Annotated in this window: 16 protein-coding genes; 8 read left to right on the forward strand and 8 right to left on the reverse strand. The window is 65.9% G+C overall.

Going from position 1 to position 19,323, the window contains the following annotated elements; all coding sequences use genetic code 11:
* Positions 1 to 32 precede the first annotated feature (32 nt).
* From EV283_RS12045 to EV283_RS12055, 3 genes are read right to left on the reverse strand one after another with little or no spacing between them, the layout of a single operon-like run.
* Positions 33 to 1,505, reverse strand: a complete 1,473-nt coding sequence (locus tag EV283_RS12045) for a Wzz/FepE/Etk N-terminal domain-containing protein (RefSeq protein WP_130325640.1) — start codon at positions 1,503 to 1,505, stop codon at positions 33 to 35.
* Positions 1,502 to 2,689 (reverse strand): hypothetical protein, encoded by a 1,188-nt coding sequence (locus tag EV283_RS12050; protein WP_130325642.1) that lies wholly within the window; start codon positions 2,687 to 2,689, stop codon positions 1,502 to 1,504. Before EV283_RS12050 ends, EV283_RS12045 begins: the two co-directional genes overlap by 4 nt.
* Positions 2,676 to 3,314: a polysaccharide biosynthesis/export family protein gene (locus EV283_RS12055; RefSeq protein WP_130325644.1), complete on the reverse strand. Its 639-nt coding sequence runs from the start codon at positions 3,312 to 3,314 to the stop codon at positions 2,676 to 2,678. Before EV283_RS12055 ends, EV283_RS12050 begins: the two co-directional genes overlap by 14 nt.
* Positions 3,315 to 3,566: 252 nt before the next feature.
* On the opposite strand from EV283_RS12055, the gene EV283_RS12060 reads away from it, so the two are divergent.
* Both EV283_RS12060 and EV283_RS12065 read left to right on the forward strand, forming a co-directional pair.
* Complete coding sequence (locus EV283_RS12060) at positions 3,567 to 4,331, forward strand: WecB/TagA/CpsF family glycosyltransferase (protein ID WP_130325646.1); 765 nt, start codon at positions 3,567 to 3,569, stop codon at positions 4,329 to 4,331.
* Positions 4,328 to 5,932: a GMC family oxidoreductase gene (locus EV283_RS12065; protein ID WP_165391768.1), complete on the forward strand. Its 1,605-nt coding sequence runs from the start codon at positions 4,328 to 4,330 to the stop codon at positions 5,930 to 5,932. Before EV283_RS12060 ends, EV283_RS12065 begins: the two co-directional genes overlap by 4 nt.
* On the opposite strand, the gene EV283_RS12070 is transcribed toward EV283_RS12065, so the two are convergent.
* Positions 5,918 to 6,766 (reverse strand): 2OG-Fe(II) oxygenase, encoded by an 849-nt coding sequence (locus tag EV283_RS12070; protein ID WP_130325650.1) that lies wholly within the window; start codon positions 6,764 to 6,766, stop codon positions 5,918 to 5,920. The two genes, EV283_RS12065 and EV283_RS12070, sit on opposite strands and share 15 nt — an antisense overlap.
* Before the next feature lie 202 nt (positions 6,767 to 6,968).
* Here EV283_RS12070 and EV283_RS12075 point away from each other — a divergent pair, with 202 nt between their 5' ends.
* Positions 6,969 to 8,180, forward strand: coding sequence for a glycosyltransferase family 4 protein (locus tag EV283_RS12075; protein ID WP_130325652.1), 1,212 nt, complete (start codon positions 6,969 to 6,971; stop codon positions 8,178 to 8,180).
* The gene (locus EV283_RS12080) at positions 8,177 to 9,547 is read left to right on the forward strand and encodes an oligosaccharide flippase family protein (RefSeq protein ID WP_165391769.1); all 1,371 of its coding nucleotides are present in this window, start codon (positions 8,177 to 8,179) and stop codon (positions 9,545 to 9,547) included. The genes EV283_RS12075 and EV283_RS12080 overlap by 4 nt, the downstream gene beginning before the upstream one ends.
* Here EV283_RS12080 and EV283_RS12085 read toward each other — a convergent pair.
* Genes EV283_RS12085 through EV283_RS12095 form a run of 4 tightly spaced genes read right to left on the reverse strand, consistent with a single transcriptional unit; the run spans position 9,520 to position 15,072 of the window.
* On the reverse strand, positions 9,520 to 11,046 hold the full coding sequence (locus EV283_RS12085) for an O-antigen ligase family protein (protein ID WP_165391770.1): 1,527 nt from the start codon (positions 11,044 to 11,046) through the stop codon (positions 9,520 to 9,522). The two genes, EV283_RS12080 and EV283_RS12085, sit on opposite strands and share 28 nt — an antisense overlap.
* Before the next feature lie 26 nt (positions 11,047 to 11,072).
* Complete coding sequence (locus EV283_RS19170) at positions 11,073 to 12,614, reverse strand: hypothetical protein (protein WP_165391771.1); 1,542 nt, start codon at positions 12,612 to 12,614, stop codon at positions 11,073 to 11,075.
* On the reverse strand, positions 12,611 to 13,750 hold the full coding sequence (locus EV283_RS12090; protein WP_165391772.1) for a glycosyltransferase: 1,140 nt from the start codon (positions 13,748 to 13,750) through the stop codon (positions 12,611 to 12,613). The genes EV283_RS19170 and EV283_RS12090 overlap by 4 nt, the downstream gene beginning before the upstream one ends.
* A complete protein-coding gene (locus EV283_RS12095; RefSeq protein ID WP_207223118.1) occupies positions 13,750 to 15,072 on the reverse strand; it encodes a glycosyltransferase family 4 protein in 1,323 nt (440 codons plus the stop codon). Before EV283_RS12095 ends, EV283_RS12090 begins: the two co-directional genes overlap by 1 nt.
* Before the next feature lie 229 nt (positions 15,073 to 15,301).
* Here EV283_RS12095 and EV283_RS12100 point away from each other — a divergent pair, with 229 nt between their 5' ends.
* The 4 genes from EV283_RS12100 to EV283_RS19570 all read left to right on the forward strand — a co-directional run bounded on the left by EV283_RS12100 (position 15,302) and on the right by EV283_RS19570 (position 19,221).
* The gene (locus tag EV283_RS12100) at positions 15,302 to 16,717 is read left to right on the forward strand and encodes a glycosyltransferase family 4 protein (protein WP_207223119.1); all 1,416 of its coding nucleotides are present in this window, start codon (positions 15,302 to 15,304) and stop codon (positions 16,715 to 16,717) included.
* A complete protein-coding gene (locus EV283_RS12105; protein ID WP_130325662.1) occupies positions 16,714 to 17,883 on the forward strand; it encodes a glycosyltransferase family 2 protein in 1,170 nt (389 codons plus the stop codon). Before EV283_RS12100 ends, EV283_RS12105 begins: the two co-directional genes overlap by 4 nt.
* Complete coding sequence (locus tag EV283_RS12110; RefSeq protein ID WP_130325664.1) at positions 17,880 to 18,848, forward strand: glycosyltransferase family A protein; 969 nt, start codon at positions 17,880 to 17,882, stop codon at positions 18,846 to 18,848. The genes EV283_RS12105 and EV283_RS12110 overlap by 4 nt, the downstream gene beginning before the upstream one ends.
* A 250-nt stretch (positions 18,849 to 19,098) precedes the next feature.
* On the forward strand, positions 19,099 to 19,221 hold the full coding sequence (locus EV283_RS19570; protein ID WP_278044214.1) for a hypothetical protein: 123 nt from the start codon (positions 19,099 to 19,101) through the stop codon (positions 19,219 to 19,221).
* Positions 19,222 to 19,323 lie beyond the last annotated feature (102 nt).

Below are 19,323 nucleotides of genomic sequence, written 5' to 3' on the forward strand. Positions count from 1 at the left end.
ACATGGAGGTGGACATGGACATGGCAGTTTCCTCAACTGGCGGCATGGCGACTGCGGAGTGACTGGACCCAGCCAAGAAAGCCAAGGCGTGGTTCTCGCTTCATCGTCATGATCGTTGCCATCGGATCCTCCCCGGTCAGCCTGCGGATAGCGGCCGCACCGTGAACAGGCTGCTGCGAGAGCTCCCATAGGACCATCAGCGCGAACGGCACCGCGATACCAAGCGCAGCCCCCGTCAGGATGATCTTCAGCCGATGCGGACTTACCGGTTCGATCGGGTAGGTGGCGCGATCCACGACCGAGAAACGCTCGCCCTTCCCCTCGGCCTGGAGGTTCACCGCGACCTGCGCATCGAGCTGCTTTTCCCGAATGGTCTGATATTGCTGCTTCAGATTGTCATATTCGCGTTCGATGTTGTTCAGTTCATAGCCCGCTTGCGGCGCCATCGCGATCAGGCGATCCGCATGACCGATCGCGGATACGAGTTGCGCGCGCCGGCTCGCCAGGCCGGCGATCCGGCTGTTCCCCGCGGAGACCTCGGCGCGGATCGGCGCGCCGATATCGGGCGGCGCTGGCTCACGATCGGCGGCCTGTTTCGCCAGCAGCAACGCTGCCCGCGCCGCCTGTACGTCCGGATAACTATCGGAATAGGTCGCGCGCAGCCGGTCGTACCGCGCTTCCGCCTGCGCCAGTTCGGTCCGCGCCGAGGACGGGAGCGGCGGCGTCGACTGTTGCTGCCGCACGACGAGCAGGCCGTTCTGTTGCGCGATGCCCTGCGTTTCGGCATCGAGACGGGAAATCTCCGCGCGTAACGCAGACGTCGATTGCTGGCTCAGCGCGAGCTGATCGGGCAGCGCGCCATTATACCGCGCCTCGATCGAACGCCGTTTGACTTCCAGCGCGACCAGCCGATCGCGCAGCTCGTCCGCGCGGCGTACCAGGAACAGTGCAGCACCACGCGCCTGCTGCGAGCGAAGACGGTCGTTTTCGCTGACGAACATGCTCGTCAGCTGGTTCGTGACGCGCAGCGCGGCTGCCGGATCGGGGCTGGAGAAGGACAGCGTGAACGCGATCGTCGAGTTCTTGCCCTGTTGCGATACGTTCCCCTCGTTCGCGCCGACCAGGTCGACCGCGATATCCCGTCGCAGCATGGCAAGCAGCTTGTCGGCTGAGTCGATCCCGCGCCGCGACGCATAGAGGTTATTCTGGCTGATCAGCCTCGCGAGGTTGGCACGGCTCAGCACCTGTTCGCGCACCTTGGCGACGCGGTCCTCCACCCCGTCGTTCAACGGCGATGCTATGATCGTCGTCGGGATGTCCTGCGATTCGATCAGCAGCGATGCCGTCGCACGGTAGACCGGCTGCGTCGCGAACGCGACGATCGCCGCGATCACGGTGCCGATACCGACGCCGCCTATCAGCCACAGACGCCAGCGGAACAGGATCGATACCAGGTCGCGCAGCTCGAAGCCGTCGAGGCGTTCCGGTGCATCATGCTCGGTCATCGCAGTCTTGGCTCCAGACGCAGGCGCAGGCCCACATACGAAGACCGCACGCGGCCAACGATGTCGGATCTGCGCATGATATAGCCGGCTTCGCCCGAGCCGGTCAGCGTTGGCGTCAGCCGCCAGCTCATCCGCGCCAGCGCCGAGCCCGCCTCGAGCCTGCCACCGCCGGCGGCCGACAGCGCCGCCTGCCCCCTGGGCGCGGAGATGCGCTGGTAGTCGAGGAGCACGGCGAGGGTCTTGCGCTCGTCCAGACGGTAGGAGACCGATGTGTGCAGCGATCGCGCGCGCTGGAACCCATCGAGCGCACTGACCTGCGACCCGAGCTCGCCGGCGAGGCAGGCGTCCAGCCGCAGCGTTTCCCGGCACAGCCGGAGCGACCCCACGACATATGTCGCGGCACCACGCGACGCGGTCTGGAGTCGGGCATCCCGCACTGCGGGCAGATATTCGGCGCCGAGATCGAAGTTCAGCCGCATCACGGAGGACAAGCCGTGTTCGACCGTGCCGACCAGGGCGTAGCGCTCCAGCGTCGGCTGTCCCGCGGTGTGCGAGATTGCGAACAGCGGTCGAAACCCGATCGTCGTGTGCGCCGCGACCAACCGTCCATAAGCCAGCTGTGCCTGTCCGCTGCGCGTCGCGCGCAACGCCGTATCCCCGCCATAGGTCGCGCGCAGTGCCGAGATCGCAGGCGTGATGGTCGTCCGGCTATCGGGCCGCCATTCGAGATTGGCCGCACCGTTGATCGTCGTCCGGATGCTCTGCGGCGCGACGAGCGCATCGATGCCGGTCGTCGGCAGGTCGACGGGCAGGTCACGCACAACGCCAAGCGTCGCGGTACCCGACAGGCGCTCGCTTTGCCGGAATCCGCGGACCGCGGTCACGCTCCCCAGGACATAGGTAGGATAAAGCCGGCTATAGCTGCGGACCGTCGCCACCGCGTCCAGATCGAGCGTGTTGCCCCGCTCGTCGGTCACTTTATAGTCGGGCATGATCGACAGTTCGGCCATGACGGCTCCATTATCCTTACCGCTTCGCAGCAGCGGATTGGACGCCGCCTCGGTCGTCGCGTCGACCGCGATAACGGTGCGGGAAGTGCTCTGGGCGGTGCCCTGCGAAGCCGTCTGCAACGCGAGCGCGGTGAGCACCGCCAGGCGTTCGACGCGCAGGTCACGGTATGACAAGCACGTCACCCGCGCCAAGCATGGGAAGCTCGGTCGTCTGGACCCCCGGGGACAGCGCACGCCCCCCTTTCAGCATCTGTCCCAGATCCACCGGCTCCACCACCTGCCCTCTCGTCCCCTGGCGCAGGAGAACGGCGTGTGAGACATCCGCAAAATCGGCGGCACCGCCCGCCATGCTGAGCGCCTGCAGTGCGTTGACCGAGCGACTGATCGGATAGCTGCCCGGCGTACGGACCTTGCCCACCACGAAAAAGCGCATCCCCGCCGGATCGCGCACGATCACGGTGACCTCGGGCACGCTGTCCCGGAAATTGCTCTTGATCCGGCCCGTGATCGTGTCGGCGATCTCGCGCGGCGTGTTGCCGCTCGCCGAGACCCTGCCGGCAAGCGGGAAGGCGAACGTCCCGTCGGGCAAGACCCGCACCGTCTTCTGCATCCGCTCCTCGCCCCAGACCGAGACATCGAGCTCGTCGCCGGCATTGACGCGGTATTCCGCGCTCGGCGCAGTCACCGATCGCGTCGGTTCCGCGGCGTGCGCAGTCCAGGCGCCGAGGCACAGCGTCGTATAAACCGCGGCGCGGCACCATCGGCGCGCACTCTGTCGGTCGTTCTGGCCTTGTCGCATCGGATCCCACCTTCCTGCGCGAGTGATGCCGGCAGCGTACAAACGGGCCGACGCGACGAGTATCGGGGAATGCCACAGCCATGATCCGCCCCCTGATTTTTCGGAGGGGATTGCGGATCACGCAGTCGTGCATGGCTGTACTACGCATGGCCGCGGCGAACGTGGGCGGCGACAACGTCGGCCATCGACCAGAACGCCGCCACAGATCGTCACCGTCCTTCAAGGCAGCGCGTCGAGGCAAGGGAGGAACGCATGGCCAAGGGGACCGAGAGTGACACCGTCGAGCTTCTGGGGCTCAATTTCGATTGCCTGGACGACCAGAGGGCGTTGCAGGCTATCCGCGCCCGGGCCGCATCGGCGCCCTTCGCCTATGTCGTAACGCCGAACGTCGATCACATCGTCCGCCTGTCGTGCACGCGCTCGGACGTTTGGCCGGCATACCGCCACGCCTGGATGACCCTGTGCGACAGCCGGATCCTCGCGAAACTGGCGACGTTCGCCGGCATGCAGTTGCCCATCACGACCGGCAGCGATCTGACCAAGGCGATGTTCGCAACGGTCATGTCCCGATCGGACCGGATCGCCGTGGTCGGGGGCAGTCCGGCGCTGATCGCCAAGCTCCGCGAACGCTACAGCTTTACGGATCTGCTCCACCATAATCCGGCGATGGGGTTCATCCATGATCGCACCGAGCGCGCGCACGCGGTCGATTTCGTGGTCGCCGCACAGGCGCGCTATGTCTTTCTGGCGGTAGGGTCCCCGCAGCAGGAACTGCTCGCCTATGATATCGCGCGAACCGGCGAGGCGACCGGACTGGCGCTGTGCATCGGGGCCAGCCTCGACTTCCTGGTCGGCGAACAGACGCGCGCGCCCGTGTTCGTCCAGCAGATGTCGCTCGAGTGGCTGTACCGTCTCGCCACCAACCCCGCCCGCCTGTGGCGCCGATACCTTGTCGAGGGACCACAGATCGTCTCGGTGTTTCATCACTGGCGGCAGTTTCACGGGCATGGCTTGTGACGGTTGACGGTCCGTCCCCCCGCAAGGGCGACGTATGGGATATCGTCATCATCGGGGCCGGCCTCGGCGGCGCTACACTGGGTCACGCGCTGTCCGATCAGCGTCGCAGCGTGTTGTTCATCGAACGCGGCCCCGAGCACGCGCGGCACGATATCCCCTTTGCCGACGCGATCGACGATCCGCAGCAGCGTATGGCCGCGGGGCGCTGGCCCGAGCGGATGACGGTGACGATCGACGGGCGCGAAAGCCTCGTCTACCCGCCGCTCGGCTGTGGCGCGGGGGGATCGTCGCTGCTCTTCGCCGCAGCGCTCGAGCGGTTTGCGCGCAGCGACATCGAGTCGATGCCCGGCCTGCCGCATCCGACCGGGGGCTGGCCGTTCGCCTGGGAGGACCTGTGTCGGCATTATGACGCGGCCGAGCGCCTGTACCGCGTCATGGGTACGCCCGATCCTCTGGCCGAGCACGCCTCGCCAGCGATGCTCACGCCCCCTGCAGCGAGCGAGATCGACCGGTCCCTCACCGACTCCTTTCGCCGCGCCGGGCTGCATCCCTATCGATTGCATGTCGGCATCGGCTATGGTCCGGGATGCGGCGAGTGCGGCGGCACGGTCTGCCCGGCACGGTGCAAGCGGGACGCCCGCTTGGTTTGCGTCGAACCGTCGCTAGCCCATGGCGACACCCGGCTGGTGTCGGAGGCCGAGGTGGAGCGGATCGAAGCCGATGACCAACGCGCGACCGGCGTCGTGTACCGACAGGGCGAGACGACCTATCGCGTGACGGGCCGCGTGGTGGCGCTGGCTGCAGGCGCGTATCGCAGCCCCGCGATCCTCCTTGCATCGCGCAGTCCACAATGGCCGAGCGGCTTGGGCAACGGATCGGATCAGGTTGGCCGCAACCTGATGTTCCATGCCAATGAATGGTTCGCGGTGTGGGCGCGTCGCGCCGCCAGCACGGCAGGGCCGCGCAAGACGATCGGGTTTCGCGATCTCTACCACCATGCCGGCCAGCGCCTGGGCAGCATCCAGTCGACCGGACTCCGCGCCACGGTCGACAATGTGCAGCATTTTCTTCAGAACTGGTTCGACACCAGCCGCTTGCGACATCTACGCTCCCTCAGGCGCCTGCTGCGTTTGGTCGCGCTGGTCGCCGGCCGCCTGTTCGGCGAGGCCTCGATCTTCGTCATGATCGTCGAGGACTTCGGCTATCCCGACAATCGCATCGTCTTCGATCCCCGCGATCCCGGTCGGATCACCGTCGTCTATACCGTGACGGACGAGCTGCGACGTCGCGCTCGGGAGGCACGCCGACTGACCCGACGGTTCCTGCGCGGCCTCCGCATCGTGCCTCTCCAGACCGACGTCCAGCTCAATTTCGGCCACGCCTGCGGCACGTGTCGTGCCGGGCACGATCCCGCCACGAGCGTGCTCGACGGCAATTGCAAGGTCCACGACCTCGACAACCTCTATGTCGTCGATGCCTCGTTCATGCCGAGCAGCGGCGGTACGAATCCCGGGCTGACCGTGATCGCCAACGCGTTGCGCGTCGCCGAAGTGATCGACGCCCGGCTCGGCGCGCGCGAAGACGCGTTAGCGGCTCAATAAGCGCGGGAGCAGCGCCCCCCGACGCCCCTTGCGCAACGCCGGCGGCGTCCAGTCCTGCATGACGTGGTGCAGGATCATCTTCCAATCCCGCCTGTCGTCGCTGACCGGCCTGACACGAAACTGGGTCTCGCGCTCGATGCCGAAGTCGGCGTTCCTGGGCACCGTGTAATAATAGGTCGCGATCGATCGCCGTGATCGTCCGACCGGACAGGCGAGCGGATCGGGATGACCATGATAGCTGTCGAGGTCGGTGTTGAAGATCACCGCGCGGCCCAGGATTGGCGCGATCCGTTGTTCGCACGCCGTCATCCGGCTGTCCCAAAGCTCGAGGGCACCGCCATAGTCGTCGTCCCAATCGTCGTTGAGATAGATGAGCAGGTTGAGCCGTCGCTCCAGGTTCATCGCCCGGTGCCGGTTGAAATCGGCATGGATGCCGAGATGCCCGCCCGGCATCGTCTCATGCAGGCCCGCCCCCGCGAAATACGGGTCCGCGATCAGCCCGTCGATCCCGGTGAGTTCCTGGAGAAATCCGAGAAACGCTGCCGAATTGAGCTCCGCAAACAGGTTACGGATCACCGCGCTCCCGCATTGCTGCGGCGAGAACTGGTATTTCAGCCGCTCCTGATGCCGGTCGAATGCGGTCTGCTCCCGTCGAGCAGGAAAGTCGGTCACAACCTCCTGCAATATCTCGCGCGGAACGAAGTCGTCGATCGCGATATGCGGAAAGGGCGACGCACTGGCATAACGCTCCGTCAAGGCGGATCCCGCGACGCGACACGCCTGCGCGTCGAGTGCCCTGTATCCGCGCACGTCCGCAAAGTTCAACAGCGCCATCGTCCAGCTCCGCAAAAGAGACGCGCCGTCGAACATCCGGGAACGACGGGGCACGCACAGACTAGGCCATTCCCCGGCATGGTCGTCCAGACGTACTTTCCCTCCTGTGTTTTGCCAATTCACGCGGCACCGCTTTCGGCTGAAGTCTAGGACCACGCGCCGCAGCGCCGCGGCTAGTCTATTGCAATGCTGGAGCGTGCGGATGGTGCACATCACCTATTACTCCCCCGCCTGGCCGCCTGCGGGTGTCGCGAACGGCATCGTGACCTATGTCTCGGTCATCCGGGATTACCTGCTCCGACAGGGTCATCAGGTCTCGGTGCTGACCGACGGCATGCTTCATTTGAGCGACGGCACGACGCGCCCGTTACACGTACCGAGCCGCCATGGTCCGTTCGCGACGCGGCTGATTTCGCGGCTCGATCGCCGGTTGGGCCACCACCCCTTCATCGCGCGCCGGCTGGCCGGCGAAATGCGGCACGCCAGTACGCTGGTCGCCACCGACCTGATCGAGATGGAGGAAAGTTTTGGCTGGTCGGGCAGTATCCAACGGCGCCTGGATGTCCCAATCGTCACCCGGCTGCACGGTCCGCAATGTCTCAAGCCCAAGGGTGCCGACGCGCTCATTCCCGCCCACCACAAGGTCCATCGCGAGCGTGCCGAGGGTCGTGCGATCCAGCGCGCGACCGCGCTGACCGCGCCGACCGCCGCGGTGTTGGGCGCGATACGCACCCGGTATCGCTGCACCTGCCCGCAGATGCGCACCATTCCCAACCCGGTCATCGCCGTCGACCGCGACGCGCTGTGGGACGTAAGGCACTGCGAGCCCGAGACGATCCTGTGCGTAGGCCGGATCGATCTCGTCAAAGGCGCGGACACCCTAGTCGCCGCCTTCGCACAGCTGCTGGCAATCCGGCCAACCGCACAGCTGATCCTGGTCGGCCCCGACGGCGGTGCGCAGCGCGCGGACGGTTCTGTCATCCGCTACCTCGACCTGATCCGTGAGCGGACCAGCCCGCAGGCCATGGCCCGGATAACCGTGCACGGGTTGCTCACCCCGGCAGCGATCCAGGCGTTGCGACGACGCGCGTTCGTCACCGTCGTCGCCTCGCGTTGGGAAAACTTCCCCTATGCCGCCGTCGAGGCGATGGCCGCGGGGTGCCCGCTCATCTCCACGAGGTGGCCCGGCGCGGACGAGATCATCGAAGACGGCTTTACCGGCTGGCTGACACCGATCGACGACCCCGCCGCGATGGCCGCGCGCATCGCCTGGGTATTTGATCACCCCGACGCCGCCGCCCAGACAGGGCTCAACGCGTGGCGGCAATGCAGCACGACATTCTCTGCCGATGCCATCGGTGCGCGGATGCTCGACTTCTACCGCGACGTCCTAGCCGCCCGACGGCAACGATGACCGCGAGTTCGGTCGAGCCGGTTTCGGTAGAGCAAACACCGTCGCGCGATCTCCGTCGGACCATCGCCAAGCTTTTGTTGCGCGACACCAATATCGTCGTCGGCACGGTCATCGCGAGCAACGTCCTGCGGATGACCAGCAGCATCGTCCTCACCCGGCTGCTCATGCCCGAAGCCTTCGGCACCGTCGGCCTGATCAGCTCGATCGCGTTCGTGTTGTCGATGATCTCGGATCTCGGTTTTCAGGCCTTCGTCATCCGGCACCGCGATGGAGCCGAGCGCCGGTTTCTCGACGTGATCTGGACCATACGCCTGGTCCGCGCGGCGGTTCTGACCCTCGTCCTAGTCATGCTCGCGACACCGATCGCAAACCTCGTTCACCGTCCCGTCATCGCGCCGGCATTGGCGGTATCGGCGATCCAGTTCCTGATCGACGGCTGTAGTTCGCTGTCGCTCGTGACCGCGCTGCGCGAGCGGCAGGTTGCACGACTGAGCGCGCTCGACATCATAGGCTCCTGCGTCCAGGTCGCAGCCGCAATCGCCCTGGCGCTGGTCTGGCGGACCTATTGGTCGATCGTCGCCTCGATGCTGATCTCCAGCGCGGTACGAACGACGCTCAGCTACGTCATGTTCACGCAGTCGGGCCGCAGAATGGCGTACGACGCGGACTATGCGCGCGAACTCTGGCGCTTTGCCCGGTTCGTCACGGGGTCGAGCATCATCAGCATGGTATTGATGCAAAGCGACAAGCTCGTCTTGGCGCGGATCCTGCCCCTCGACATGCTGGGCTTGTACATGCTCGCGGCCAACCTGGCGCTGGCGCCGATGTCGTTCACCGTCAGCTATGCCAACCGCGTCCTCTATCCGACCTATGCCAAGACGTGGCGCGAGACGCCCGACCGGTTGCGCACCGTGTTCTACCAGCAGCGCCGTACGGTTTCGATGCTGTACATGGCGGCGGCGGGTGGACTGATCGGCGGCGCCCCCCTGCTCGTCGCTGTGCTCTACGACGGACGATACGCGCAGGCCGCGCTGTATCTCAGGCTGCTCGCCTTCACCCCCTTTCTGGCGCTGGCGACCTACAGCGCGAACGAGGTTCTCACCGCGTCCGGCCGGGTGGAGATGACGTTCCACGCCAATATCGCGCGACTGGTCTGGCTCGCGGTGTTCGGCCCTGTGTCGTTTCTCGCCGCCGGCCCGATTGGACTCGTCGCATGTGTCGGCGGTCTCGAATTGCCGACCCTGCTCTACAGCTGGGTGCAGTTGCACCGCGTCGGGCTGTTGCATCTGGGCGAGGAGATCGGCCTCCTCGCGATAGGCGGGATGGGAATAGCGGCGGGTTATGCGGTCTGCGCGATCGCGCTGTAGGACGCGCGACGCCGACGATATGGCGGCTGCACGAAGGCCATCTGCGCCGCCGCCAGCCCGAACAGCACGAACACCATCACCTCGCAGCGCCCCCCGAACGAGGTGAAGACCAGCATCTCCATCGGCATCACGAGCCCGGCGACCAGGAATGCCGGCACGGCGAGGCTTCGATTCGCCCGACCCAGCGCGCCCCTGAACCGCAGCATGCCGCGAATGTAGAATACGAACGCGGCGATAAAGCAGGCTACCCCGACCGCCCCGGATACCAACGCGAAGAACAGATAAGTGTTCACAAAGTCGATGATCCCTTCCCCCTGCCGCATGTCTGCAAGCCGTGACAAGACCTCGGGTTGCGAATAGCCGATGAGCGGGCTCTTCCAATATTCCTCCATGCCCCGGCTCAGCAATCTTGCGCGATAATCGACGGTCGACGCCGTCTCCGCCGACTTGCCCAGCATGTTCGCCAGATACGGAATGGACGGTGCCAACGCGACCATGACGACGCCAAGCGCCACCACGCCCGCCAGCCTACCCGCAATCGCAGCGATGCGACCGCGATAGAGGTCCGCGACGATCGTGCCGAGCAGAAGCCCGATCCACGCACCCCGCGATTGCGGTGCGGTGAGGCCGACCAGCAGCAAGCCAAGCAGTACCCGGTGGGAAAGCCGAGTTCGAAACGCAAAGCGCGCGAGCCACGCGGCGAGGATGCACCACGCCATCACCATCGCGATCGAGGTCGATTCGAGGAACGGGCCGCCGCTGCGGAGGTAGCCGCCGCGTTGCTTGACGAGGAGGATCAGCTTCAGGCCATACGCATTGTACAGCCCGTTATAAACCGGCCAAGACGTGCGAACCTCGTAAAGCAGAACGACGGCCAGGATCGCCGCGGCGGCGGCCAGGTGCACCATGCACCGTTTCACATCCTCAGGTCCCGATACCGCGCGGCTCAGGATATAATAGGGCATCGCGCAGTCCAGCAGCATGGTGATCGTGACGCGCAGCGCGTTGGTCATGCTCGTGTCGCGCGCGATCGCGAACACGAGGAGCGTGATCAGAGCCGCGGCCGGCACGTCGAAGCGCATCGCGACCGGCGTCCGTCGCGCCGCGAGCGCAAGCCGGGCCAGCGCGCCGATCCCGAGCATGTCGTGGACGCCACAGTCGAACAGCTTCAGTGACCCGATCACGATGACGGTATCGAGCCCGGGCAACAGCAGCAGCGCGAAGAGGTAGAGCGGCGCAATCTGTGCATCCCGCCGCGCTGCAACGGGTATCACCAACGCCATCGCCGCATAGAGCAGCCACACATTGGGCAGCGACCAGGCGAACAGTGGCAGCGCAACCGCTACCAGTGCCGGTGCCCAGCCGAGCTGCTTTCGCCATTCGCGGCGCAGGCAGGCGTAGAATACCGACAGCGCGAGTCCGGACAGGATGACGACGAACAGGGCCGGCTTGATCACGAAATAGGCCCATAGCGCCAGCATCCCCCCGGCGATCAGCATCAAGGCGGGCAAGGCGGACGGTCGAGTCAGCGCGACGCTGCCATGAAGGCATGGACGGCGCGCAGCTTGGGCGCCTCCGTTTCGGGTTGGCCTGCATATTCCTTCAGCCCCCACGCCCCATAAGGCGCGATCGGTGCGGTCGAGGCGTACAGCATCAGTCGATCTCCGATCCGGGCCTGCCATGCCCGGAGATACTGCCGGTAGATCGTCTCCGTCCGGGGATCGCGCTGCACCACCCGCGCGAGCGCGAGGTCCCCGGTCACCAGATGCTGCCCGCCTTCATAGCCGACGAAGCGTTTGCCATGGTCGTGCGCCAGCGCGCGCGTCTGCGCCGCATAGCCGATCGTCGCGTCGACCTGCGCCGGGAGCGCTGTAAACATCCGATCGACATCGTCGACGCCGAGCCCGGTCATATCCAGATGGATGTACGGCGCGGTCGCCAGCGCATCGATCGATCGGGCCGTCTCCTTGTCGGCCAGCATGAGGCGCGCCATCGCCGGCTCGACATTCTGAACCGACAGCACCCGGACCAGCCGGTTCGGCCGGTCGGCATAGACCTGCGCCCATATCCGCATCGCCGCGCGGGTCTTCTGCGCGTAGCGAAGTGACTTGGCTGTATCGCCGTCGCTCGCTGGCGCCAGCCCCGCGGCGATCCCCTCGCGCGCGGCCTGCCGGGTCGCTTCGAACATGTCGTTCCACATCTCGTTGCCGAGTTCGACATAGACCGTCCGGTCGGGCGCCAGGCGCTCCCGCACGAGCTTGGCGAAACCCGCGATATAGGTCGCATCCGCGGTATAGGGCATCAGGAACCATGGATCGACCTGCGCGGTATTGGCCAGTGCGATCATCGTCTCGATCGCGACGCCGTCGCCGCCAATCTGGTTCGCACTTTCCGGACGCGTCCGCGTGTTCCAATGTACCGGACGATTGAGATTGGTGAGCTGCCAGTCGAGGAAGCGCACCGCGGCAAAACCGTGCAGCGACCGAATAAAGGCAGGGTTGAAAAGCTCGGCCCGGGACCGGCCTTTTTCCCGGCAGTCGATGTCGCGCAGTGGATCGGCCGGATCGGATTGATCGAGCCGGATCCACGCGCCTTCGTCGGGCGCGGCGTTTGACCGAAGCTCGAGATCGAGCACGCCCGGTGCCCCCCCGACCGTCTGCGCTATGCCGCCGGTGGTGAGTATGCCCTGCCCCGTATAGGTACAGCGCACCGCGACGCGATCGAACGGTAACGGCGGCAGGACCAAGGGTCGCGGTGCCACCTCGCCCTTGCGCAACGTCTTGATCCAGCCATTGCGATCGAGCCGGTCCGCAGGCATCGGCGTCCAGCCATGGCCGGTGTCGACGAACCAGCCGCTTTGCAAGATGAGGTCGGAGAACACCTGCTCGCGATTGGCGGTCTCCAGTCCGAACAGATTGATGCCCAGGTCCGTTGCAGCACGCGGCCGGGCCTGCGCCGGTACCGCGTCGGCAGCGTTTCCCGGCTTGCTGTCGCCCATGCCGACCGCCAGAGCCATCGCGGCCGCCGCGCCGCCACAGGCCAGCCGTGCGGCGATACCCGTCATCATGGTGCGACCAGCCCCAGCGATTCCAGATAACGGTCGGCCGACCATTTGGTCGAGAATTGTTCGAGCCAGGATGCCGGCACGCGCGCCGGGCGCGACTTCAGGACCGCAAGCATCGCATCCGCCAACTCATCCGCGTCTCCCACCGTGACCAGCGTACCGAAGCGCCCGCCGCCAAGCGCTTCCGCTGGCCCCGACGGGCAGTTGGTCGCCACGACCGGCGTGCCGACGGCCATGGCTTCGATCACGACATTGGCCAGGCTCTCGAAGCGCGACGACAGCACCAACACCGCGGCGCGCGCGACATAGGCATGCGGATTGGGCGCGAACCCCGGCATCTCGACGAGGTCGTCCAGATTGAGCGATGCCACCAGCCGCGACAGCATCGCACGCTCCGAACCATCCCCCAGGATCAGCAGACGGCATGGCGTCGTCTGGACCACCTGCGCAAAGGCGCGGATCAGCGTCGCGAAATCCTTTTGCGGCTCTAGCCTGCCCACCGCGATCACGACCGGTACCGATGATTGCGTGAACCAGCGATGGTCGATCGGCGACTCCGCCTGGCGATGCAGTGCATCGCTGACGATCGGGTTGTAGATACATTGTACGGTGCGCGGGTCGATCCGGATCACGTCGGCCAGATCGTCCGCCGTTCCCTGCGACACGGCCACGATCGCATCGGCATGGGGGTAGAAGAACCGCGCGATTCGGAAGAACCAATAGCGCGACGTCAACGGCCCAGGATCGGCCACGTCGACCGAGGGAAAGCAATGTTCGGTGAGCATCAACCGGAACGGCACGTCCGACAGCCTTCGTACCGCCACGGCGTAGATATTGGGAAAGCCGAAGCTGGTACACATCAGCGCACGCGGCCGGGCACGACGCAGATAGCGCCGCAGCTTGGTGAACCGGGCGATCGGCCCGCGCGCTTCGAGCACGACATACTCTACCCCGGACGGCAGCAGCGTGCGGAACGGCGAATGGACGTTGTCGATATCGACGACGATGTCGACCGCCATCCCCCGATCGCGATACTCTTCCGCAAGATTGAAGACGACCCGGTCGACGCCGCCGTTGTGCAAGCTGCGCGTGTAGAAGGCGAGGTCGGTGCGCCGACACGCATGCGTCGCGTCGCGCATCACAAGCTCGCTGTCGTGGAAGCAGGCGGCCGATACCCCAACACGCCTGGCAGAGCCCGCGTCGCACGGGGTCGCGCGGTCGGCGACGCGGCAACGACGTCGCGCAAAATGGCCGCCACCGTCTCGGCTTTTGCACGCCATGTCATGTGGTCGTCGATGACATGCCGTCGCGCAGCTTCGCCCATCGCACGTCGGCGATCACATGACGCCGCAAGGTCCAGCATCGCCTGCGTCAACCCGGCAACGAGCGCGCTTTTCGAACTGGGACTGACCAGTATCGCGCACTCCGGTGTCGTGTAGTGCGCCGCCCCGCCCCAATCCACGCCGACCACCGGCAACCCCACGGTCATCGCTTCGAGCATCGCCATGCCACCGCATTCGCGCAGCGACGGGGTCACGTAGACATCGCAGCGCCGCAACAAGGCCGCATACTCAGCCAAAGGCAAACGCCCGTGCAGCGTCACGGCGTCACGGATACCAGCTTCGCCAATCTGCCGCCCGATCGCGTCGAACAGCTCGCCATCGCCGACGAGATGCAATTCATGACCGCCAGCACGGGCGAGCGGTATGAAAGCATCGACCAGGAACCCTATGCCCTTCCAGTCGACGAACCGGCTGCAGAACACGAAGCGGACCGGGCCCGGCGGGCGCTCCGATAGGTAGTCCCGCGGGATCCACCGCGCGAGGTCCACCCCGCTCTCGGTCAGTTCGATGATCCGCCCCTTGATCGCCCGCGGGAGCGCCGCGCGGGTCTGACGGTTAGCGACGATCAACGCGGCAGCGTAGCGTTTGCCCGGAATGATCTGGTGGAGGCCAGTCGCGAGCCACCGTGACATTGCGATGCCTGCGCGGACAACGGCGCCTTCCATATCGCGAAACGCGGCCGGCAGGTCCATCGCGCCGCTCATCGGTCCGATCACCACCGGCACGCCGAACCCGAACACGAAGCTGGGCGACTTCGGGGCGATCGGCGTCGGCTGGAACACCACGTCGATCGCCTGCCTTTCAATCAGGTCGCGTACCGCGGCGCGCATCGACCATTGCGTAACGATCGCGATGAGCTGGTTGAACACGAGATCGGCAATCCGCGGCGCAAATAGCGCACCGATCCGAAACAGGGCGCGTTGGACCGCTCGGTCCTTCACGAACGTCATCCTGTCGAACTGCTCGGGCTCGAGATCCTCGCAGAGTTGGTCGCGAACGCGTTCATGGCAGATCGCCCAGGTCTCGATGCCGGCGTTCGCAAACCCCCGCAAGTAATAATAGGGAACCAGCGTCTCGCCACTCAAGCGCAGCGCTATATTCTCCGCGACGACCAGCACCCGCAAAGTCGAACACGCGTCATCTTCAAGACGATCGGGCTTGTGTTCCACGCAGTGTGTCCCGGACATGGTTGGATCGCCCCGGACTGTACGGACGGCCGCGCCGCGTCACCATTGCGACCAACGCCCGCGTAGTTCTCGGGGGGAGTTTATCGAGGATATCCTCGCCCACTGCGGTTGCAGGAGCGCGTACCGGCAGGTCCCGCGATAGGGTTCGACGTGTCGCGGCATGCCCGTCCATCGGGTGCGTCAGCCGGGCGGCGAAGCGGGGAGTATAAAGATGGAGCAGCCGGCCATCGATTCCATACCGACGCTTGCGCGTCTGTCGGCCGCACCGTCGCACGCTGTCGAACCGGCCGTCGCGCAACCCGCAGACGCAGGCGTCGGCGCGACAGGCGACATGACGGTAGGGCCGATCGGCTTCCTCACCAATGTCTATCCGAGCGTCAGCCACAGCTTCATTCGGCGAGAGATCCTCGCGCTGGAAAACCAAGGCCTGCCGATCGCCCGTTTTTCCGTCCGCCGCGCCATCGGTGCCCTGCCAGACCCCAAAGACCAGAACGAACAGTCGCGCACGACCGTCTTGCTCGATGCCGGCAGAACGGCCCTGTGTGTGGCGGCACTGAGGCTGGCGTTGCTGCGACCGAGCCGGTTCTGGCGCGCCGTGCGGACGATGACGCTATTGCGCCGCGCCGCCGGTGGGGGATGGATGCGCCATGCCGCCTACCTCGTCGAGGCGGCGCTACTGGTGCGCATGGCGGAGCTGCGCGACATTCGGCACCTCCATGTGCATTTCGGCACCAATCCGGCGGCGGTCGCCCTCCTGGCAAAGATGTTGGGCGGGATCAGCTATAGCATGACCGTCCATGGCCCCGACGAGTTCGATGCACCGCTAGCCCTGTCGCTGCCGCGCAAGATCGCGGAAGCAAGCTTCGTCGTGGCGATATCGAGCTACGGGCGTGGACAGCTGATGCGCTGGTGCGAGCGCACGGACTGGAAGAAGATCGCGGTCGTTCGCTGCGGGCTCGACGCGCAGTTTCTTGAGCAACCTGCCGACCCGACAGTCGCGCCGTCGCGGCGGACCTTCGTGTGCATCGCAAGGCTCGATCGTCAAAAGGGTTTGTCGCTGCTGCTCGACGCGGTGGCGACGGTCGTCGCGACCCACGACGTCAGTCTGCGGATCATCGGCGACGGAGCGATGCGGCTGGAACTCGCCGCGCAGATCGCGACGCTTGGACTCGGCTCGCGCGTTCACCTGCTCGGCTCGAAAAGCGGTGCTGCAATCCGTGACGAACTCATCGCTGCCCGCGCGTTGATCCTGCCGAGCTTTGCCGAAGGCCTGCCGGTCGTGCTGATGGAGGCGCTGGGGCTCGAACGGCCGGTCATCGCAACGCTCGTTGCCGGTGTGCCCGAACTTGTCGACGCGCAGTGCGGCTGGCTGGTTCCGGCGGGCTCCGCAAACGCGCTTGCCGAAGCGATGATCGCAGTGCTGGACGCGACCGACGAAATGCTTCGGGCGCGGGGCGCAGCCGGGCATGCCCGCGTGCGCGAACGGCATGATGCAGCGACGAACGCCGCCGTGCTAGCGGACCTTCTCTCGACATCGTGTCATCGTCGCCCGATCGAGCTGGCCGCAGCGGCATGAGCGATGCGCTGACCGTCCTTGCGGTCCTTACCGCTCTCCCCCCGCTGATATTCGGCACTGAATGCCTTGCCGGACTAGGCGGCAGCGGTGTCGCAGCGCCGAACGAGGCTCCCCCACCCTTTGCGGTCATTATCCCCGCCCACAACGAAGCCCTGGGCGTCGCGGCTACGATCGCCGCGGTCAAGGCGCAGCTGCGTTCCGTCGATCGTGTAATCGTCGTCGCCGACAATTGCACCGACCACACAGCTGCGATCGCCGGTGCCGCAGGCGCCGAACTGGTGACACGCAACTGCGATCGTGACCTGGGCAAGGGCTTCGCACTCGCCGCCGGCCGCGCAGTCTTGCGCGCGGCGCCACCGACGGTCGCGATCGTCGTGGATGCCGATTGCCTGCCCGACCCGGGCGCGCTGCCTGCGCTCGCGGCGACGGCGGCGCGCGATCAGGCCGTCATTCAAGGCCTGTACCTGCTCGAGGATGCGCCGCACCCCGGCCCGAATGCCGCGATTTCGACGTTCGCATTTCTAGTAAAGAACCACGTACGCCAACGCGGCCTGCGCAGGCTCGGTGCCCCTGCCCTGTTGCAGGGCACGGGGATGGCATTTCCGTGGGATATATTCGATGCAGCACCGCTCGCCAGCGGCAACATCGTCGAAGACCTGGAACTCGGCATCGAACTGGCGATCGCGGGCGTTCCGATACGGTTCTCGGAATCAACCTGTTTTCGTAGCGCGGCAGCGACTGGCGTCGCACTGGCCACGCAACGCACGCGGTGGGAGCATGGCGCGATCGGCATAGCCACGCGCTCTGCTGCCCGGCTCCTGTTGGCGGCAGTCCGCGGCCGCCCGCAGCTGGCCTTGCTACTGCTCGATCTCTGCGTCCCCCCCGTCGCGCTGTTGACCCTCATTCTGTACACGCTGGCGCTGGCGGGACTTTGCATCGGCTTATCCGGCGGCGGCTTCGGATTTCTCGTTACCATCGGGGTCGAAATCGCCTGGATGACGGTCGCGATCCTGCTGGCGTGGTGGCGGTTCGGCCGCCGGGCGCTGCCGGCGACCACGCTGCTCCAGCTGCCCGCCTATATCGTCTGGAAGCTGCCCATCTATCTCCGGCTGATCGGACGCCGTGAGCGCCGGTGGATCCGGACGGCTCGAAAGACCACGCCATGACGCTGCTGGCGCAACAGTTTGCATCCTCCGGCCCGGCGGAGAACGCGTCCAAGGACCGGGTCTCACGCATGGTTGGGATCGTCGTCATCGGCCGGAACGAAGGCGAGCGTTTGCACCGCGCGCTGGCGTCTGCCCGCGATCAAACCGAGCAGATCGTCTATGTCGATTCCGGCTCGAACGACGCGAGCGTCGCCTGGGCTCGCGAAAGGGGGGTCGAGACGGTCGAGCTCGATGCCAATCGTCCCTTCACCGCGGCCCGCGCGCGCAACGCCGGCTTCGCGCGCTTGCTGGCGCGATGGCCCGACATTGGCATCGTGCAGTTCATCGACGGCGACTGCGAACTCGCGCCAGGCTGGATCTCCGCCGCGTCCGTCGCACTCATGTCACGGCCTGATCTCGCGGTCGTCTTCGGCCGTCGCCGCGAACGGTTCCGCGATGCGACCGTCTATAACCGCCTGTGCGACATGGAATGGGATGGGGCGCCCGGCCTCGTGCAGAGTTGCGGTGGCGACTCCGCGATGCGCGTCGAAGCCCTGCGCGCCGTCGGCGGCTTTCGCGAAACGCTGATCGCGGGCGAAGAGCCCGATCTATGCCACCGGCTGCGACGCGACGGATGGCTGATCGAGCGGATCGCCGATGACATGACCGTGCATGATGCAGCGATGACCCGCTGGCAGCAATGGTGGCAGCGCAATCGTCGCAGCGGGTTCGCGGGTGCCGAGGCATGGCGATTGCGCGGGCGTGAGGATCCGAGGCTGCTTCGCTATGTGCTCAGCAACATTGTGTGGGCGATACCCCCCGCCTGGCCGCTGTGGCCGGTGCTCTGGCTCCGCGTCGCCCGAAGGTCCGGGGGCTTATATGCCACCCACATCATGCTCGGCAAAGTCCCGCACGCGGTCGGGCAGCTGGAATATTGGCTCAGACCCCGGTCAGCACGGCACATCCAACTCATAGAGTATAAATGAATACCCTCGGGTTTTTCCGCACCCAATCATCATGATTTCCAAGAGGCGGGCTCGCGGTACAATCCACTTCTATTGCGAGAACCGACTTCAGATCACGTGGGGATGATCCATGAAGACTTTCCGATATGCCTTGCTAGCCTCTGCCTTGCTGTACACCGGCGCGTCACCTTCTTCGGCGGCACCGAGCATCCACGTCAGCGCCGCTGGCGCGTCGGCACAACGACCACTGCCAGCGCCCATGCTGGAACCGATGACACCCCGACACGGCACGCTGTCCGAAGATGTTGCCGCTTTCGCGCTCCTCGCCGTGCTGCTCACCATCGCCGGGCGCAAGGCCCGTCGCCTCCACGACGATCGGGCGATGGCGTCGTGAGCGGGGACCGGCTGGACCGTTCTCCGTTCGCGCATAACGGTGCTTCTCCCCACGCGGCACCATCGTCCCGGCATAGGGGTGATCAACCGCATGAGTGCGTTC

Source organism: Sphingomonas sp. BK036 (assembly GCF_004216825.1).
GTDB lineage: Bacteria > Pseudomonadota > Alphaproteobacteria > Sphingomonadales > Sphingomonadaceae > Sphingomonas.